Origin of the sequence: Streptomyces sp. NPDC047042 (genome assembly GCF_040644035.1) — a bacterium.
Lineage (GTDB): Bacteria > Actinomycetota > Actinomycetes > Streptomycetales > Streptomycetaceae > Streptomyces.
Genome location: NZ_JBEYVP010000041.1, coordinates 23,150 through 39,060, shown reverse-complemented (window position 1 = coordinate 39,060; position 15,911 = coordinate 23,150). Strand labels below are relative to the sequence as shown.

20 protein-coding genes are annotated in these 15,911 nt (G+C 69.7%); 7 read left to right on the top strand and 13 right to left on the bottom strand.

Translation table 11 applies throughout. From position 1 onward, the window contains the following. The first annotated feature begins 63 nt into the window (after positions 1–63). On the top strand, positions 64–1,767 hold the full coding sequence (locus tag ABZ855_RS37600; protein WP_360814743.1) for a threonine/serine exporter family protein: 1,704 nt from the start codon (positions 64–66) through the stop codon (positions 1,765–1,767). A gap of 114 nt (positions 1,768–1,881) precedes the next feature. On the opposite strand, the gene ABZ855_RS37595 is transcribed toward ABZ855_RS37600, so the two are convergent. After that, complete coding sequence (locus ABZ855_RS37595) at positions 1,882–2,718, bottom strand: VTT domain-containing protein (RefSeq protein ID WP_360814740.1); 837 nt, start codon at positions 2,716–2,718, stop codon at positions 1,882–1,884. A 160-nt stretch (positions 2,719–2,878) separates the two neighbouring features. Between ABZ855_RS37595 and ABZ855_RS37590 the strand changes: the two genes are divergently transcribed. Beyond that, positions 2,879–3,244: a YbjQ family protein gene (locus tag ABZ855_RS37590; RefSeq protein ID WP_360814737.1), complete on the top strand. Its 366-nt coding sequence runs from the start codon at positions 2,879–2,881 to the stop codon at positions 3,242–3,244. Between the two features lie 18 nt (positions 3,245–3,262). Here ABZ855_RS37590 and ABZ855_RS37585 read toward each other — a convergent pair whose 3' ends face one another. Then, positions 3,263–4,024 (bottom strand): MerR family transcriptional regulator, encoded by a 762-nt coding sequence (locus tag ABZ855_RS37585; protein WP_360814734.1) that lies wholly within the window; start codon positions 4,022–4,024, stop codon positions 3,263–3,265. 88 nt (positions 4,025–4,112) lie between these two features. Between ABZ855_RS37585 and ABZ855_RS37580 the strand changes: the two genes are divergently transcribed. Continuing rightward, positions 4,113–5,540 carry a glutamate decarboxylase gene (locus tag ABZ855_RS37580; protein WP_360814731.1) on the top strand — a complete coding sequence of 476 codons (1,428 nt, stop codon included), beginning with the start codon at positions 4,113–4,115 and terminating at the stop codon, positions 5,538–5,540. Positions 5,541–5,639: 99 nt separating this feature from the next. Here the strand turns inward: ABZ855_RS37580 and ABZ855_RS37575 are convergent, their stop codons facing one another. The 6 genes from ABZ855_RS37575 to ABZ855_RS37550 form a co-directional block, all read right to left on the bottom strand. Beyond that, positions 5,640–6,443 (bottom strand): ABC transporter permease, encoded by an 804-nt coding sequence (locus tag ABZ855_RS37575; protein WP_360814903.1) that lies wholly within the window; start codon positions 6,441–6,443, stop codon positions 5,640–5,642. Positions 6,444–6,454: 11 nt separating this feature from the next. Further along, positions 6,455–7,411 carry an ATP-binding cassette domain-containing protein gene (locus ABZ855_RS37570; RefSeq protein ID WP_360814728.1) on the bottom strand — a complete coding sequence of 319 codons (957 nt, stop codon included), beginning with the start codon at positions 7,409–7,411 and terminating at the stop codon, positions 6,455–6,457. 90 nt (positions 7,412–7,501) lie between these two features. Continuing rightward, positions 7,502–8,143, bottom strand: a complete 642-nt coding sequence (locus ABZ855_RS37565; protein WP_360814725.1) for a PadR family transcriptional regulator — start codon at positions 8,141–8,143, stop codon at positions 7,502–7,504. A 24-nt stretch (positions 8,144–8,167) separates the two neighbouring features. Continuing rightward, a complete protein-coding gene (locus ABZ855_RS37560) occupies positions 8,168–8,707 on the bottom strand; it encodes a DinB family protein (RefSeq protein ID WP_360814722.1) in 540 nt (179 codons plus the stop codon). A 134-nt stretch (positions 8,708–8,841) separates the two neighbouring features. Continuing rightward, complete coding sequence (locus ABZ855_RS37555; RefSeq protein ID WP_360814719.1) at positions 8,842–10,311, bottom strand: aldehyde dehydrogenase family protein; 1,470 nt, start codon at positions 10,309–10,311, stop codon at positions 8,842–8,844. Between the two features lie 110 nt (positions 10,312–10,421). Then, positions 10,422–11,246: a helix-turn-helix transcriptional regulator gene (locus ABZ855_RS37550; protein ID WP_319210222.1), complete on the bottom strand. Its 825-nt coding sequence runs from the start codon at positions 11,244–11,246 to the stop codon at positions 10,422–10,424. Between the two features lie 346 nt (positions 11,247–11,592). Here ABZ855_RS37550 and ABZ855_RS37545 point away from each other — a divergent pair, with 346 nt between their 5' ends. Continuing rightward, on the top strand, positions 11,593–12,102 hold the full coding sequence (locus tag ABZ855_RS37545) for an ATP-binding protein (protein WP_360814716.1): 510 nt from the start codon (positions 11,593–11,595) through the stop codon (positions 12,100–12,102). Between the two features lie 108 nt (positions 12,103–12,210). Here the strand turns inward: ABZ855_RS37545 and ABZ855_RS37540 are convergent, their stop codons facing one another. The 5 genes from ABZ855_RS37540 to rpmG form a co-directional block, all read right to left on the bottom strand. After that, positions 12,211–12,489 (bottom strand): DUF397 domain-containing protein, encoded by a 279-nt coding sequence (locus tag ABZ855_RS37540; protein WP_360814713.1) that lies wholly within the window; start codon positions 12,487–12,489, stop codon positions 12,211–12,213. A gap of 306 nt (positions 12,490–12,795) precedes the next feature. Then, positions 12,796–13,029 carry a 30S ribosomal protein S18 gene (gene rpsR / locus ABZ855_RS37535; protein WP_319210218.1) on the bottom strand — a complete coding sequence of 78 codons (234 nt, stop codon included), beginning with the start codon at positions 13,027–13,029 and terminating at the stop codon, positions 12,796–12,798. A 6-nt stretch (positions 13,030–13,035) separates the two neighbouring features. After that, positions 13,036–14,238, bottom strand: a complete 1,203-nt coding sequence (locus tag ABZ855_RS37530; RefSeq protein WP_360814710.1) for a GTP-binding protein — start codon at positions 14,236–14,238, stop codon at positions 13,036–13,038. A 10-nt stretch (positions 14,239–14,248) separates the two neighbouring features. Continuing rightward, positions 14,249–14,506 (bottom strand): type B 50S ribosomal protein L31, encoded by a 258-nt coding sequence (locus tag ABZ855_RS37525; protein ID WP_319210216.1) that lies wholly within the window; start codon positions 14,504–14,506, stop codon positions 14,249–14,251. Between the two features lie 9 nt (positions 14,507–14,515). Beyond that, positions 14,516–14,680 carry a 50S ribosomal protein L33 gene (gene rpmG, locus ABZ855_RS37520; protein ID WP_019753828.1) on the bottom strand — a complete coding sequence of 55 codons (165 nt, stop codon included), beginning with the start codon at positions 14,678–14,680 and terminating at the stop codon, positions 14,516–14,518. 61 nt (positions 14,681–14,741) lie between these two features. Here rpmG and rpmB point away from each other — a divergent pair, with 61 nt between their 5' ends. Genes rpmB through ABZ855_RS37505 form a run of 3 tightly spaced genes read left to right on the top strand, consistent with a single transcriptional unit; the run spans position 14,742 to position 15,873 of the window. Further along, positions 14,742–14,978, top strand: a complete 237-nt coding sequence (gene rpmB / locus ABZ855_RS37515; RefSeq protein ID WP_360814705.1) for a 50S ribosomal protein L28 — start codon at positions 14,742–14,744, stop codon at positions 14,976–14,978. A gap of 15 nt (positions 14,979–14,993) precedes the next feature. Continuing rightward, positions 14,994–15,299, top strand: a complete 306-nt coding sequence (rpsN, locus tag ABZ855_RS37510) for a 30S ribosomal protein S14 (protein ID WP_360814702.1) — start codon at positions 14,994–14,996, stop codon at positions 15,297–15,299. A gap of 52 nt (positions 15,300–15,351) precedes the next feature. After that, positions 15,352–15,873: a hypothetical protein gene (locus ABZ855_RS37505; RefSeq protein ID WP_360814699.1), complete on the top strand. Its 522-nt coding sequence runs from the start codon at positions 15,352–15,354 to the stop codon at positions 15,871–15,873. The last annotated feature ends 38 nt before the right edge of the window (positions 15,874–15,911 follow it).

Sequence of the window (15,911 nt, the reverse complement as noted above, 5' to 3'; positions counted from 1 at the left end):
CGTTCGTGCGCCTGTGCGCATACTGAGGCGTACCGGAGGGGCACGCGCAGGGAGCGATACGGAGTGACGGACGAGGCTCGCAAGCCGGCATCGGACGAGGCCAGGGGCGTCTACGCGATCCCCCTCGCCACAGGCGGAACTCCGGGCGGTGGGGACGGGGACTCGTCCACCACCTCCGAGTTCGCCCTGCCAGAGGGACTGACGCCGCCCAGATCGGTCACCGACGAGTCCGAGACGACCTCAGAGTTCGCCCTGCCGGACGGACTGGACGTTCCGCAGCCGCCCGGCGGCGACGTCGAGGGCTCGGCCTTCAGCACCCCGCTGACGTACCGCGCGCCCGCCTTCACGCCGCCCGCCGGCATCCCTGTGGTGAGTCTCACCAAGGACGTGCCCTGGCAGGACCGGATGCGCACGATGCTGCGGATGCCGGTGGCCGAGCGGCCCGCGCCGGAACGCCTGCACAAGGTGGCCGAGGAGGGCGGTCCCGCCGTCCCGCGCGTGCTCGACCTGACCCTGCGCATCGGCGAACTGCTGCTCGCGGGCGGCGAGGGCGCCGAGGACGTGGAGGCGGCCATGTTCGCCGTCTGCCGGTCCTACGCCCTCGACCGCTGCGAGCCGAACGTCACCTTCACCCTGCTGTCGATCTCGTACCAGCCCTCGCTCGTCGAGGACCCCGTGACGGCCTCACGGACGGTCCGGCGCCGGGGCACCGACTACACGCGCCTGGCGGCCGTCTACCGGCTTGTGGACGACCTGAGCGACGAGGACACCGCCACGTCCCTGGAAGAGGCCTACAGGCGCCTCGCTGAGATCCGGCGCAACCGGCACCCGTACCCCGGCTGGGGGCTCACCGTGTCCGCCGGGCTGCTCGCGGGTGCGGCCTCCGTGCTCGTCGGCGGTGACCTGGTGGTGTTCGTGGCGGCGGCGCTCGGCGCGATGCTCGGCGACCGGCTGGCGTGGCTGTGCGCGGGGCGCGGGCTGCCGGAGTTCTACCAGTTCACGGTGGCCGCGATGCCGCCGGCCGCGATCGGGGTCGCGCTGACGGTCGCGCATGTCGACGTGAAGGCGTCCGCCGTGATCACCGGCGGGCTGTTCGCGCTGCTGCCCGGGCGGGCGCTGGTGGCCGGGGTGCAGGACGGGCTGACCGGGTTCTACATCACCGCGTCCGCTCGTCTGCTCGAGGTCATGTACTTCTTCGTGGGCATCGTGGTCGGGGTGCTGCTGATCCTGTACTTCGGCGTGAAACTGGGCGCCGAGCTCAACCCCGACGCGGCGCTGGGGAGTGCGCAGCGGCCGTTGTGGCAGATCAGCGCGTCCATGCTGCTGTCGCTGACCTTCGCGGTCATGCTTCAGCAGGAACGTTCCACTGTGCTCATCGTGACGCTCAACGGGGGTGTCGCGTGGAGCGTGTACGGCGCGATGCACGACACCGGCGAGTTCTCGGCGGTGGCGTCGACCGCCGTCGCGGCGGGTCTTGTCGGGCTGTTCGGGCAGCTGCTGTCGCGCTACCGGTTCGCGTCTGCCCTGCCGTACACGACCGCGGCGATCGGGCCGCTGCTGCCGGGGTCCGCGACGTACTTCGGGCTGCTGTCGATCGCGCAGAACGACATGGACGCGGGGTTGGTGTATCTGGCCAAGGCGGCGGCGCTGGCGATGGCGATTGCCATCGGGGTGAATCTGGGGTCGGAGATTTCGCGGTTGTTCCTGCGTGTACCGAGCGGCTCCGCCGGGGAGCGGCGGGCCGCCAAGCGGACGCGAGGGTTTTAGTTCCGGGTCGGGTGCGGATTCGGGTGCGGGTGCGTTGTGGCTTGTCGCGCCCACGCGGCGGAGCCGCAAATGTCACAGCCCCGCGCCCCCAGGGGGTTGCCCTCGCGTCGGTTCTCAGTTCTGGGGGTAGCCGTTGTTCTGGTTGTTGTACGGGTATTGCTGCTGGTAGCCGTAGTCCTGGTTGTACGGGTGCTGCTGTTGGGCGTACTGCTGGCCGTAGCCCTGGTCGTAGTTCTGGTTTTCGGGCTGGTGGGTCGGAGGGATTCGGCGGAGCTGGGTCGTCGCGTCGTCCATCGGGGGCTGGTACTGCTGCTGCTGGGGCGGGGTCTTCTTGGCCTTGCTGCGGGCTCGGGCGAACTCGATGATGATCGGGACGACCGAGATGAGGACGATCAGCAGCAGGATCGGTTCGATGTTCTTCTTGACGAAGTCGATGTTGCCGAGCCAGGAGCCGAGCAGGGTGACGCCCGCGCCCCACAGGACGCCGCCGATGACGTTGAAGGTCAGGAACGAGCGGTACTTCATGCCGCTGACGCCGGCGATGATCGGCGTGAACGTGCGCACGATGGGCACGAAGCGGGCCAGGACCAGGGACTTCGGGCCGTACTTCTCGAAGAACTCGTGGGCCTTGGTGACGTTCTCCTGCTTGAAGAGGCGGGAGTCCGGTCGGTTGAAGAGCGACGGGCCGACCTTCTTGCCGAACATGTAGCCCGCCTGGTCGCCGAGGATCGCGGCGAGGCAGATGAGGACGACCGCCGCCCACAGCGGGAAGTCCAGCGTGCCCGCGGTGATCAGCAGCCCCGCCGTGAACAGCAGCGAGTCGCCCGGCAGGAAGAAGCCGATGAGCAGGCCGGACTCGGCGAACACGATCAGCAGCAGGCCCCAGATGCCGAACTGGTCCAACAGGTAGTCCGGATCCAGCCAGCTCGGTCCGAGGGCAAGCGTCGTCACTGTTCCGGGCTCCTGAGGCAGAAGAGGCAGAAGAAAAAGAGAAGAGAAGAGAAGAGTGGGGCCAAAGCTATCAACGCCTCGCGGCCCCTCCGGGTTCCACCAGCTTCCGTGCGCCACCACGGGGTGCGCTGTGCGGGAACTCGGGCCACCCTGTGAGGTTATGGGCATCGAAGAGTACGGCGGCGGCCAGGGACCTCAGTCCGACGTCCTGGTCGTGACGACGAACGACGTACCCGGCCACCGGGTCGAGCAGGTCATCGGTGAGGTCTTCGGGCTGACCGTGCGCTCACGGCATCTCGGCAGCCAGATCGGGGCCGGGCTGAAGTCGATGATCGGCGGTGAGCTGAAGGGCCTGACGAAGACCCTCGTGGAGACCCGCAACCAGGCCATGGAACGGCTGATCGAGCAGGCACGCGCGCGTGGGGCCAACGGAGTGCTGGCCTTCCGCTTCGACGTGACCGAGGCGGCGGACGTGGGCACGGAGGTGTGCGCGTACGGGACCGCGGTGGTCCTGGCCCGGGAGTAGCCCCGGACCAGGCCATGTCTACGAGGTGTGCCGGGCCGCGTTCGCCGTGATCGCCTCCCTGAGGTGTTCGGCGAGGCCCGGTCGCATGGAGTCGTAGAACTCCTTGAAGCGCTCGTCGGAGACGTACATCTCGGCGAGGCCCTGGTGGATTTCGTACGTGCATTCGTAGAACCACTTGGTGATGTGCAGCCGGTGTTCCTCGGCCATGGCCGTCGCGGCCTCGCCCGCCGGGGACTCGCCGGCCGCCATCAGGGCGTCGTAACGCTCGCCCCAGGAGGCCACCTCGGCCTGCATGCGCTTCCAGTCGTCCTTCGTGTACGTGGCCGCCCGGCGCTGCGACTCCGCGTACGTGTCCGTGCCGCCCCAGCGGCGCTCGGCCTCCTCGGCGTGCGCCTCCGGATCCTTGTCGCCGAAGACCTCGAACTTCTCCTCGGGCGTGAGGTTGATGCCCATTCTGCGTGCCTCCATGGCGTGCTCCACGGCCGCCGCCATCTGCTGGAGCCGTTCGATCCGGGCGGTCAACAGCTCGTGCTGTCGGCGCAACTGCGCGCGCGGGTCCGCCTTCGGGTCGTCCAGCAGGGTGGCGACCTCTTCGAGGGGGAAGCCGAGCTCCCGGTAGAACAGGATCTGCTGCAGCCGGTCGAGGTCGGCGTCGTCGTAGCGCCGGTGGCCCGCACTGCTGCGTCCGCCGGGCACGAGGAGGCCGATCTCGTCGTAGTGGTGCAGGGTGCGCACCGTTACACCGGCGAAGCCGGCGACCTGTCCTACGGAGTAGCTCACTTCCGCTCCCTTCTCGGTACGCGCTCCACACTGCTTCCTCACCCGGCGTGAGGTGCAAGCCCCGCGGTCCGGGCCTACCGTCGAAGACATGCCACTGCACCGTGGGGACAGCGAAACACCTGACGACAAGGGCGCCGGGCGCAGGCTCGCCGTCAACCCCTTCTACGGGGCGGCCGATCCGGTCGGCGGCATGACCGAGGCCCCGCCCACCCATCGGCTGCCGGACGCTCCGCTGCCACCGGCGACGGCGTACCAGGTCGTGCACGACGAACTGATGCTCGACGGCAACTCACGGCTCAACCTGGCCACCTTCGTCACCACCTGGATGGAGCCGCAGGCCGCCGTCCTGATGGGCGAGTGCCGGGACAAGAACATGATCGACAAGGACGAGTACCCGCGCACCGCCGAGCTGGAGCGGCGCTGTGTGGCGATGCTCGCCGACCTGTGGAACGCGCCGGATCCGGACGCCGCCGTGGGCTGTTCGACCACGGGTTCGAGCGAGGCGTGCATGCTGGCCGGGATGGCGCTGAAGCGGCGGTGGGCGGCGCGCAACGCCGACCGGTATCCGGGGCGGGACGTCCGGCCGAACCTGGTCATGGGCGTCAACGTTCAGGTCTGCTGGGACAAGTTCTGCAACTTCTGGGAGGTGGAGGCGCGCCAGGTCCCCATGGAGGGCGACCGGTTCCATCTCGATCCACAGGCGGCGGCCGAGCTGTGCGACGAGAACACCATCGGGGTCGTCGGCATCCTCGGGTCGACCTTCGACGGGTCCTACGAGCCCGTGGCGGAGCTGTGCGCGGCCCTGGACGCCTTGCAGGAGCGCACCGGGCTCGACATCCCGGTGCATGTCGACGGGGCCTCAGGGGCCATGGTGGCGCCTTTCCTGGACGAGGACCTGGTCTGGGACTTCCGCCTGCCGCGCGTGGCCTCGATCAACACCTCGGGGCACAAGTACGGGCTGGTCTACCCGGGCGTAGGCTGGGCGCTGTGGCGGGACAGGGAGGCCCTGCCCGAGGAGCTGGTGTTCAGCGTCAACTACCTGGGCGGCGACATGCCGACGTTCGCGCTCAACTTCTCGCGTCCCGGGGCCCAGGTGGTCGCGCAGTACTACACGTTCCTGCGGCTGGGCCGCGAGGGCTACCGGGCGGTGCAGCAGTCTTCGCGGGACGTGGCGCGCTCCCTCGCCGGGCGGATCGAGGAGCTGGGCGACTTCCGCATGCTGACCCGGGGCGACGAGCTGCCGGTGTTCGCGTTCACGACGGGGGCGGACGTGTCCGCGTACGACGTGTTCGACGTCTCGCGGCGGCTGCGTGAGCGGGGCTGGCTGGTGCCCGCGTACACCTTCCCCGAGAACCGGCAGGACCTGTCCGTGCTGCGGGTGGTGTGCCGCAACGGGTTCTCGGCGGACCTCGCCGAGCTGTTCGTGGAGGACCTGCAGCGACTGCTGCCCGAACTGCGCCGGCAGCCGCACCCGTTGGATCGGGACAAGGACGCGGCCACCGGGTTCCATCACTGAGCCTGATCCGTGCGGAACGCGCCCCGAAAGGGGCGCGGGGAACTGCGCGACCAGCCCCCACCGGCCCGCAGGTACGTCACCACGCGTCCTGCGGAACGCTCAGCCGCTCAGCCGGCCGAACCTCCGTACCGCCAGCGGGAAGAAGACCGCCAGCAGGGCCAGGGGCCAGGCGACGGCCGCCCAGAGGTGGCCCGGTTCGCCGCCGGGGTTGCCGAACAGGTCGCGGACGGCGGTGGCCGTCTGGGACATCGGGTTCCACTGGACGGCCGTACCCAACCAGCCGGGCATGGAGTCGGGGATGGCGAAGGCGTTGGACAGGAAGCCGACCGGCCAGACCAGGATCTGGACCGCCTGCACCAGCTCCGGTCTGCCGGCCACCATGGCCAGTTGGATGCCGATCCAGAGCATGGCGAACCGGAACAGCAGGAGCAGGCCCACGGCCCCCAGGAGGGCCCCCACGCCCCCGTGGGCGCGCCAGCCGATGGCGTACCCCACCGCGAGCATCACGGTGAGCCCCAGCGCCGACTGGAGCATGTCGGCGGCCGAACGGCCCACCAGGACCGCGCCGTTGGCCATGGGCATGGACCGGAACCGGTCGATGACGCCCTTGTTGAGATCCTGGGTGACGGCGATCATCGTGCCCTCCAGGCCGAAGGCCATGGTGAGCACGAGCATGCCCGGAACCAGGAAGTCGACGTACTCGCCCTCGATGTCCCGGCCGCCGCCGACCAGATAACCGAACATCAGCAGCAGCATCACCGGGAAGACCAGCCCGACCAGCACCTGCACCGGCTGGCGTGCCCAGTGGGCGAGTTCGCGGCGGGTCATGGTCCAGCAGTCGGTCCACCAGTCCGCCAACGCGCGCGTGCCCGCTGTCCCGGGTGCCGGAACCCCACTCCTCATCCCGTACGTCGTCACGCGGCCTCCTTCGTCCGTTCGTCGTCGCCTGTGAGGTCCAGGAACACCTCGTCCAGCGTCGGGCGCCGCAGCACGATGTCCTCGGCCTCGATCCCGGCCGCCTCCAGGGCCCGTACGACCCCGGAGAGCGCCGCCATGCGGTCGGTGACCGGGGCGCTCAGCAGCCGCCGGTCCGGGTCCACCGAGACGCCCTCGGCGGGTACGGGCAACAGGGCGACGGCCGCGCCCAGTTGCCCGGCGTCGCGCAGGACGACGTCGATGCGGTCGCCACCGGTGGCGGCCTTCAGCTCGTCCGGGGTGCCGTCGGCGACGACCCGGCCCCGGTCGACGACCGAGACGCGGTCGGCGAGCTGGTCGGCCTCCTCCAGGTACTGCGTGGTCAGCAGGACCGTCGTACCGCCGCCGACGAGGGAGCGGACGGCGGTCCACACCTCGGTGCGGCCGCGCGGGTCGAGGCCGGTCGTGGGCTCGTCCAGGAACAGCACCTCCGGGTCGGTGATGAGGGAGGCGGCGAGGTCGAGACGGCGGCGCATTCCGCCGCTGTAGTGCCGGACCGCCTTGCGGCCGGTGTCCGCGAGCCCGAAGCGGTCGAGGAGCTCGTCGGCCCGCACGCGCGCGTGGCGGGCGCCCAGGTGGTAGAGACGGCCGAACATCTCCAGGTTCTGCCGGCCGCTCAGCTCCTCGTCGAGCGCCGCGTGCTGGCCGAGCAGCCCGATGCGGAAGCGGACCTCCCGGGCCCCGGTCACGACGTCGTGGCCGGCCACCTCGACCCGGCCCCGGTCGGGCCTGAGCAGCGTGGCCAGGACGCGGACCAGGGTCGTCTTGCCCGCGCCGTTCGGCCCGAGCACGCCGTGCACGGTGCCGCGGGCGACCTGGAGGTCGAGCCCGGACAGTGCCTCCTTGTCGCCGTACCTCTTGTGTGCGCCTTCGACGGTGATCGCCGCGTCGGCCACAGAACAACCCCCCTGACTAGTCAAAGTTGATTACTCGGTCGAGGGTAACTCGCCGAGAGTCATTGGTCAAACTTGATTAGTGACTACCCGCTATCGCCAGTCGCCGGGATGACGCTCCCCCGTCGCGTACGGGTTCTCCTCGCCCTCGGCCAGGATGCCGACGAACGGCTCGCCCTCGCCCGCGAACGTGTACGCCCCGCCCTCGATCCGGGCGATCAGACCGAGGGTCCACGCGGCCTCGGCGTCGGCCGTGTGGGTCCACAGGTTCATGATCTCGCCGATGTGCCCGAGTTGTTCGGGGCCGTCCTCGGGCACGTAGTGCTCGGTGACCGAGGCCCGCCACGCCTCGATCCCCCGGATCCGCTCCTTCAGGAGCGCCACGGCCTCGGCGCGCGGCAGTTCGACGATGAAGCCGATCGCCGCCGACTTGAGGTCCATCTTCTGGTCGTACGAGGTCAGCGCCTCGCGCACCAGCCGGAAGCACTCCTCGGTGCCGGCCTCGGTGATCTCGTACTCCGTGCGGGGCGGGCCGCCGGCCGTGGAGGGGGCGATCTCGTGCGCGATCAGCAGGCCCTGCTTGGCCATCTGCTTCAGGGCGTGGTAGATCGAGCCGGGCTTGGCGTTGGACCACTCGTGGGCGCCCCAATACTCCAGGTCGTTGCGCACCTGGTAGCCGTGGGCCCGCCCGTGCTGGCGGACCGCGCCGAGCACGAGGAGACGGATCGCTGACATGCGGTCCAGGTTAGGACCCGGGGCTCAGGCGGCCCGCTCCCGGGCCACCAGCTCGAAGGCGGTGGCGCCGTCGAGGGACTCGCGGATGATGTCGGCGTGGCCGGCGTGCCGGGCGGTCTCGCGGATCAGGTGCAACGCCACCCAGCGCATCGAGACCCGCCCCTCCGGCGGGAACCAGGGCTCCGCCGGCAGTGCGAACGTGTCGTCGAGGCTCGGTACGGAACGCAGGAACGCGTCGGTCTCGGCGGCGACCTTCTCCCAGTACGCGAGCTGCGAGGCGACGGTCTCGCCCTCGACGAGCACGAAACACTCGTGCCAGTTCGACTCGGTTCGCTTGACGGCCGGCGCCTCGCCCCTGGCCCGGGCGATCCAGCCCTGCTCGGTCTCGGCGACATGCTTGAGCAGTCCGGAGAGGGACAGCTCACTGGCGCTGGGCCTGCTCGCCGCCTGCTCGTCGGTCAGCCCGAGCAGGGCCCGCCGGATACCGCCGCGCTGCTCCTCGATGAACGCGAGCAGTGCTCCGCGCTCGTCGCCGGGGGCTTCGGAGGGGACGTGAGTGACCATGGTCGACTGCCTCTCATCGGGTCGTGCGGCTCGGTCCTGCGGGTGTTTCCGCCTGACACCGATGAAGTTACGGGGGCTTGCGGTCAGGTTCTGTCCGCAAGCCCCCGGGGTCGTCCAAGTGGTCCAGGAAATCCCTAGAACGGGAAGAGGCTCCGCCCCCGCTGCACCGAGATCCACTTGCGGGTCGTGAACGCCTCCACCGTCGCCTCGCCGTTCAGGCGGCCGATGCCCGAGGACTTCTCGCCGCCGAAGGCGACCAGGGGCTCGTCGTGGACCGTGCCGTCGTTGACGTGGAACATGCCCGTGTCGATCCGCTTGGCGAAGGCGATGCCGCGCTCCACGTCGGCCGTGTGGACGGCGCCGCTGAGGCCGTACGGGGTGTCGTTGACGAGGCGGACCGCCTCCTCCTCGCCGTCGAAGGGGACGACGAGGGCGACCGGGCCGAAGATCTCCTGGCGCAGGAGGGGCGAGTCGGCGGGCAGGTCGGTCAGGACCGAGGGCTCGACGAGGTTGTCCGTCGTCGAACCGTGGAGGAGTGCCGTCGCGCCCTCCGCCAGTGCCCGCCGTACGACGCCCGAGATCGCGTCCGCCTGCGACGAGTTGATCACCGGGCCGATGACCGTCCCCGGGTCGCTCGGGTCGCCCACCTTCAGGGACCTCACCTTGGCCACGAACTTCTCGGTGAACTCGTCGGCGACCGAACGGTCCACCAGGACCCGGTTCGCGGCCATGCAGACCTGGCCCTGATGGACGTACCGGCTGAACACCGCCGCGTCCACCGCGTAGTCGATGTCCGCGTCGTCCAGGACCACCAGGGCGCTGTTGCCGCCCAGTTCGAGGACCACGTTCTTGAACAGGGGCGCGCAGACTGCGGCGACGTGACGGCCGACCTTGTCGGAGCCGGTGAAGGAGATGACCTTCGGGATCGGGTGTTCGATGAACGCGTCACCGATCTCGGCGATGTCGGTGATGACGACGTTCAGCAGGCCGGGCGGCAGGCCCGCGTCCTCGAAGATCTTCGCGACCAGGGAACCGCCGACGACCGGGGTGTCCTGGTGCGGCTTGAGGACGACGCCGTTGCCGAGCGCGAGCGCCGGGGCGACCGACTTCAGGGAGAGCAGGAAGGGGAAGTTGAAGGGGCTGATCACCCCGACGACGCCCACCGGGACGCGGTAGACGCGGTTCTCCTTGCCGTCGACCGGCGAGGGGATGATCTGGCCCTCGGGGGTCAGCGCGAGGCGGATCGACTCGCGCAGGAACTCCTTGGCGAGGTGGAGTTCGAAGCCGGCCTTGAGGTGTGTGCCGCCGAGTTCGGCGATGATCGCGGCGGCGATCTCCTGCTCACGGTCCTCGATGATGCCGAGGGCCTTCTCGAAGACCGCGCGGCGGACGTACGGGCTGGTCGCGGCCCATTCCTTCTGGGCCTCGGCGGCGGCGCGGTACGCCTCGTCGACCTCGTCGACCGTGGCGATCGTGATCGAGGCGAGCTTCTCGCCGTCGTAGGGGTTGAAGTCGATGATGTCCCAGGAGCCGGTGCCCGGGCGCCACTCACCGCCGATGTACTGCTGCGCGAGGTCGGTGAAGTAGTACGCAGGTGATGGCATGTGATCCCTCAACCCCTCAATCCCGTATCACGGCCTGATCGCACGTCATCGTACGTGCGTTCAAAGCGAGTTGGGGGGTGAGTCGGTCGGGGGATCGTCAGTGACCCCCGTTACGACAGTTGCAGCAGGCCCCTCAGCAGGTCCCGGCTCTCGTCGGTGCCGGGGCAGTCCTGCTGCAGTTCCTTCATCGCCTTCTCGTACTGGTTGACGTCCTCCGCCTTGTCCAGGTACAGCGCGCTGGTGAGCTGCTCGAGGAAGATGACGTCGGACAGGTCCGACTCCGGGAAGCTCAGGATCGTGAACGCGCCGCTCTCGCCGGAGTGACCGCCGAAGCCGAACGGCATGATCTGCAGCCGTACGTTGGGCCGCTCGGAGATCTCGATCAGGTGCTGGAGCTGACCGCGCATCACCTCGCGGTCGCCGTACGGCCGACGCAGGGCCGCCTCGTCCAGGACCACGTGGAACTCGGGGGCGTTGGGGGCGAGCAGGTACTTCTGCCGCTCCAGGCGCAGGGCGACGCGGCGCTCGATGTCGGCGGGGCTCGCGCCCTTCATGCCGCGTCCGACGACGGCGCTCGCATAGGCCTCGGTCTGCAGCAGACCGTGCACGAACTGCACCTCGTAGGCGCGGATCAGCGAGGCGGCGCCCTCCAGGCCCACATAGGTGGGGAACCAGTTGGGCAGGACGTCGGAGTAACTGTGCCACCAGCCCGCGACGTTGGCCTCCCTGGCAAGGGAGAGGAGCGCGTTGCGCTCGGTCTCGTCGCTGACGCCGTACAGCGTCAGCAGGTCCTCGACGTCCCGTGTCTTGAAGCTCACCCGGCCCAGCTCCATACGACTGATCTTCGACTCGGACGCGCGGATCGAATAACCCGCTGCCTCTCGCGTGATGCCTCGCGCCTCACGCAGTCGCCTCAGGTGTGATCCGAGCAACATGCGCCGCACCACCGATCCCGGCTCTCCCGCGCTCACGTTCGTCACCCTCCCCAACCTCTCCAGGGGCCGCAGTCTGCCACTAAATCACTCCGAGCAGTACTCGTCCGGTTACTCAAATGGGAAGACGTCAGAGCGTACGCACAGGCCGGGGCAAGGGGAAGACCGGCCAGAGGTGAAAAGTTGGCGGAAAAAATGACCAAGAAGCGGTACGGGAGGGTCCAATTCAGGCACGTGCACGTGCATCTGCCCTTGCATCCGCCGGAAGCATCCGAAACCATGGTCTCGCGCCACCGCTGCATCGCAATGACTGCATCGCAACGACCGCGATCTCCCGGGAGTGCCTCGCATGGGGACGAATGGATCGACCATGCTCGAGCCTTTAAGGCAGGGGCTTCCACCACTGGATCCCTCGACCGTGTCCAACGCGGCGTCGTGCGCACTGCCCGCCCGCTACGAAGCGGTGCGCGAGGCCCGGCAGTTCAGCCGTAGAACGCTCGCCCAGTGGGACATCGGCGACCGCTTCGACGACATCTGCCTGGTCGTCTCCGAGCTGGTCACCAATGCACTGCGGCACGCGCTGCCCTCGGACCCCCCGCCCTCGTCGGCCCACGAGCCCCTCGTACGGCTGCACTTGATGCGCTGGACCGAGCGGCTGGTGTGCGCGGTGCGCGACCCGAGCCGGGAGAGCCCGGTGGCGTACGACGCCGAGGAGTTCTCGGAGGACTTCTCGGCCGAGTCGGGGCGCGGACTGTTCCTCGTCGACTCGTTCAGCGACAGCTGGGGCTGGCACCCGCTCTCGGGCGCGCTGGGCGGCAAGGTCGTCTGGGCGCTGTTCGGACTGCACTCCGCCGAGTGAGACACCGCGGCGCTTCCGCGCGCCGCGGTTCTACGCGCGTCACTTTGGGTGGTGCGACGACTACGCCCCGTTTCGTCCGGCCCTGGGACCGGGATGTTCGCGGGGCGGTCAGCTCGCTGTCAGATGGTCGAACTCGCCGTCCTTGATGCCCAGGAGCATCGCCTCGATCTCGGCGCGCGTGTAGACGAGCGCCGGACCGTCGGGGAAGCGTGAGTTGCGCACCGCCACCTCGCCGCCGGGCAGCCGCGCGAACTCCACGCAGGAACCCTGCGAGTTGCTGTGCCGGCTCTTCTGCCAGGCGGCGACCCCGTCCAGCCGCGCGGCGGCCATGCCGTTGTACACGCCGGACTCATCGGCTGTGCCAACGCGGTACACGTCGTGGTCCACAGGTTGCTCCCTGGTGGTGCACTGGGCTGTTGAGGCCATTGGTGCGGTGGTCAACTGTGCCGGGATCATAGCTCTGTTCACGTGCAGACGCATGGACGAATGGGGGAGCATATGCATGCGCATCTGCACGAGCAGATGCACGTGCACGCGTGGTGTTCACGCCGCTACACACCTTGACGCACGCGGGGCCCCTTACGTTCCCTCGCCCGTCCGCACGCAGGCCCGCACCCCCGCCTCCTGGGACGTGCGGAGACGGGGGTGCGGGTGGGGTGGGGCGGGAGGATCAGCGAAAAGGGGGGCAGGCCCCTACCGGGACACGTACGGCAGCAGGGCCATCTCCCGGGCGTTCTTGATCGCGCGGGCGAGCAGCCGCTGCTGCTGGGCCGAGACCCGGGTGACCCGGCGGCTGCGGATCTTGCCTCGGTCGGAGATGAACTTCCGCAGCAGATCCGTGTCCTTGTAGTCGATGTACGTGATCTTGGCCGCGTCCAGCGGGTTGGGGCGGGCCTTGAGGGGCTTGCGTTCGAGCTTGCGGGCCATGGGGGGTCAGACCTCCAGGAGGGTGTCGAAGGCGGGCGGCAGGCGTTTCCAGGCGGTGCGTCCGCCGGCGTACTCGGCGTCGGTGAGCAGGCAGGACTCCAGGAGCTGTTCGAGTCCGTCGCGGTCGAGGCCGGGCGAGGTGAACACCAGGTGCTGGCAGCAGTCCCCGTGCTCGGGGTGCCAGTCGAGGGCGGCGGCGGCCCGGCGCACGGGCTCGACCATGTCCCAGGCCGCGTCCGGGAGCGAGGCGAGCCAGGGGCCCGCGCTCTCCACGCACAGCGCGCCGCCCGCCGCGTCCCAGTGGAGCAGCGTGTCGGGGTGGTCGGCGAGCCAGAACCGGCCACGGCTGCGCGCGGCGGCACAGGTCAGGTCCTCCAGCGCCTCGTACAGCCGCTCCGGGTGGAAGGGGCGGCGCCGGTGCCACACGAAGGTCGACACGCCGTGCGCGTCGGCCTCGGCCGGCAGCAGTGCGCACGCCGGGTGCTGGGCAGCGGCGGCGGCCTCGACGTCGAATCCGGCGAAGGCGGCGGAGGCGAGGGGCGAGAGCGGCGCCGGCTGCTCTCCGGACCCGTCGGCCGCGCCCGCCAAGTCCCCCGGGTGGCCGCCCGTGACGGGGACTTGGCGGGCTGTCGGGTGGAGCTGCGCAAGCAGCTCGCGGTCCTCGTCGTCGGCGTCCGGGGAGTCGACGAGGGCGAGGACGGTGGCGTACTCCAGCTGGCGGGCGAAGGTGTCCGCGACCGTGCGCTGGTCGGTGGCCGCGGCGGCGAGGCCGCGTTCGGCCAGGTCGTCGCCGTTGCCGAGGTAGGGCAGCAGCAGCGCGGGGTCCACGGCGGTGATGACGCCGGTGACCGTGAGGCCGCCGGCCGTCACCACCTCGGCCATCGCCTTGGGCTCGACGGAGTCCCACAGCTCGACGATCGCCAGCGGGGTCCGCCCGGCGTCCGCCAGTCGCTTCAGCTCGGGGACGAGGTCCTCGCGCAGGGCACAGCACGCGCAGTCGTTGACCAGGGGCGCCTCGCCCGCGGAGAGGATGCCGGTGGTGTCGCTGACCGTCCGCACGACCGTGCCGGCCGCGGCTGTGGCGAGGTCGTGGTGGAGTACGACGCTGCCGGGCACGTCGGCGAGCAGCCGCGCGACGGCCGCCTTGCGGGCGTCGGCGTGCAGTCCGCCGACGATCGCCACGGAGAGCTCATGCTCATGCACCTGCACGTGTGTTTCCTCAGTCCCTGCTAGTCGTCTTGCCGTACCGGCGCTCGAAGCGCTCCACGCGGCCGGCCGTGTCCAGGACGCGGGCCGTGCCGGTGTAGAAGGGGTGGCTGATGTTCGAGATCTCGACGTCGACGACGGGGTAGGTGTTGCCGTCCTCCCAGTCGATCGTCTTCTCGCTGGTCATCGTGGACTTGGTGAGGAAGGCGTGGTTCGCGGCCCGGTCGCGGAAGACGACGGGCCCGTACGCCGGGTGGATTCCTTCACGCATGGCGGCTGATCAGCGCTCCTCTCGGAAGTCGACGTGACGGCCCACGACCGGGTCGTACTTGCGCAGGGTCATACGGTCCGGGTCGTTGCGGCGGTTCTTGCGGGTGACGTAGGTGAAGCCGGTCCCGGCCGTGGACCGGAGCTTGATGACCGGCCGGAGTTCGTTGCGAGCCATGCTGGTATCTTACTGAAAACGACTTCCATTTGCATAGCTTGACCGAGAGAGGTGCGTCACCTTGTCCGCCCACTGCATGCTGACCGGCGCCCAGCCGGGCTTCGGCAACAACATCAGTCACTCCCATCGGCGTACGTCACGTCGCTTCAACCCGAACATCCAGTCGAAGCGCTACTGGCTGCCGACCGAGGGCCGGTATGTGCGGCTGCGGCTGAGCACGAAGGGGATCAAGACCGTCGACACGATCGGGGTCGAGGCGGCGGTGGCCCGGATCCGGGCCCGTGGGGTCAAGGTCTGAGGAGGAGCGAACGCCATGGCAAAGAAGAGCAAGATCGCCAAGAACGAGAAGCGGCAGGAGATCGTCGCGCGGTACGCGCAGCGACGGGCCGAGCTGAAGGAGGTCATCCGGCAGCCCGCCTCGACGGAGGCGGAACGGGCGGCGGCCCGGCGGGAGCTGGAACGGCAGCCGCGCGACGCGAGCGCCACGCGCGTGCGCAACCGCGACCAGGTGGACGGACGTCCCCGCGGATACTTCCGGGCGTTCGGCCTGTCCCGGGTGAGCCTGCGGGAGCAGGCGCACGCGGGGTTCCTTCCGGGGGTGCGCAAGTCCTCCTGGTAGCTTGCTGCGGTCGTGTCGTGCGGTCGTAACGACTACTGCTTGGGAGCTTCCGGTGACTTCGGTGACGTACGCGCGTGTGCTGGCGCGCAGGGCTGGTGCGGTCTCGGCGGCCGGAGTGGCCGCCGTGGTGCTGCTCGCCGGGTGCAGTGGTGACGGGGGCTCCGACGAGGGGGCGAAAACTCCCGGCTCGGACACCTCGTCGCCCTCCTCCGGAGCGACCGCGGACACCGGGGGCGGCAGCGGTACGACCACCGCGGACAACTCGTTGGCGGGCAGCTGGCTGACCACCAGCAAGGGTCATGCCGTGGCGCTGGTGATCACCGGGACCAAGGCCGGGGTGTTCGCCACCGGGGGGACCGTGTGCAGCGGTACGGCGGGCCAGGAGGCGGGGATGCAGATGATCCATCTGACCTGCTCGGACAAGTCCAAGGACCGGGCCGAGGGGATGGTCGACTCCCTCGACAAGACGTCGATGAAGATCACCTGGGAGAGCGCCCTCGGTACGGAGACGTACACGAAGGCGGAGGGTGGGCAGCTACCGTCGGGGTTGCCGACGGCGGGGCTGGGGTCCTGAGGCCCCGAGGTCCTGAAGCTCCGAGGTCCTGGAGCCCC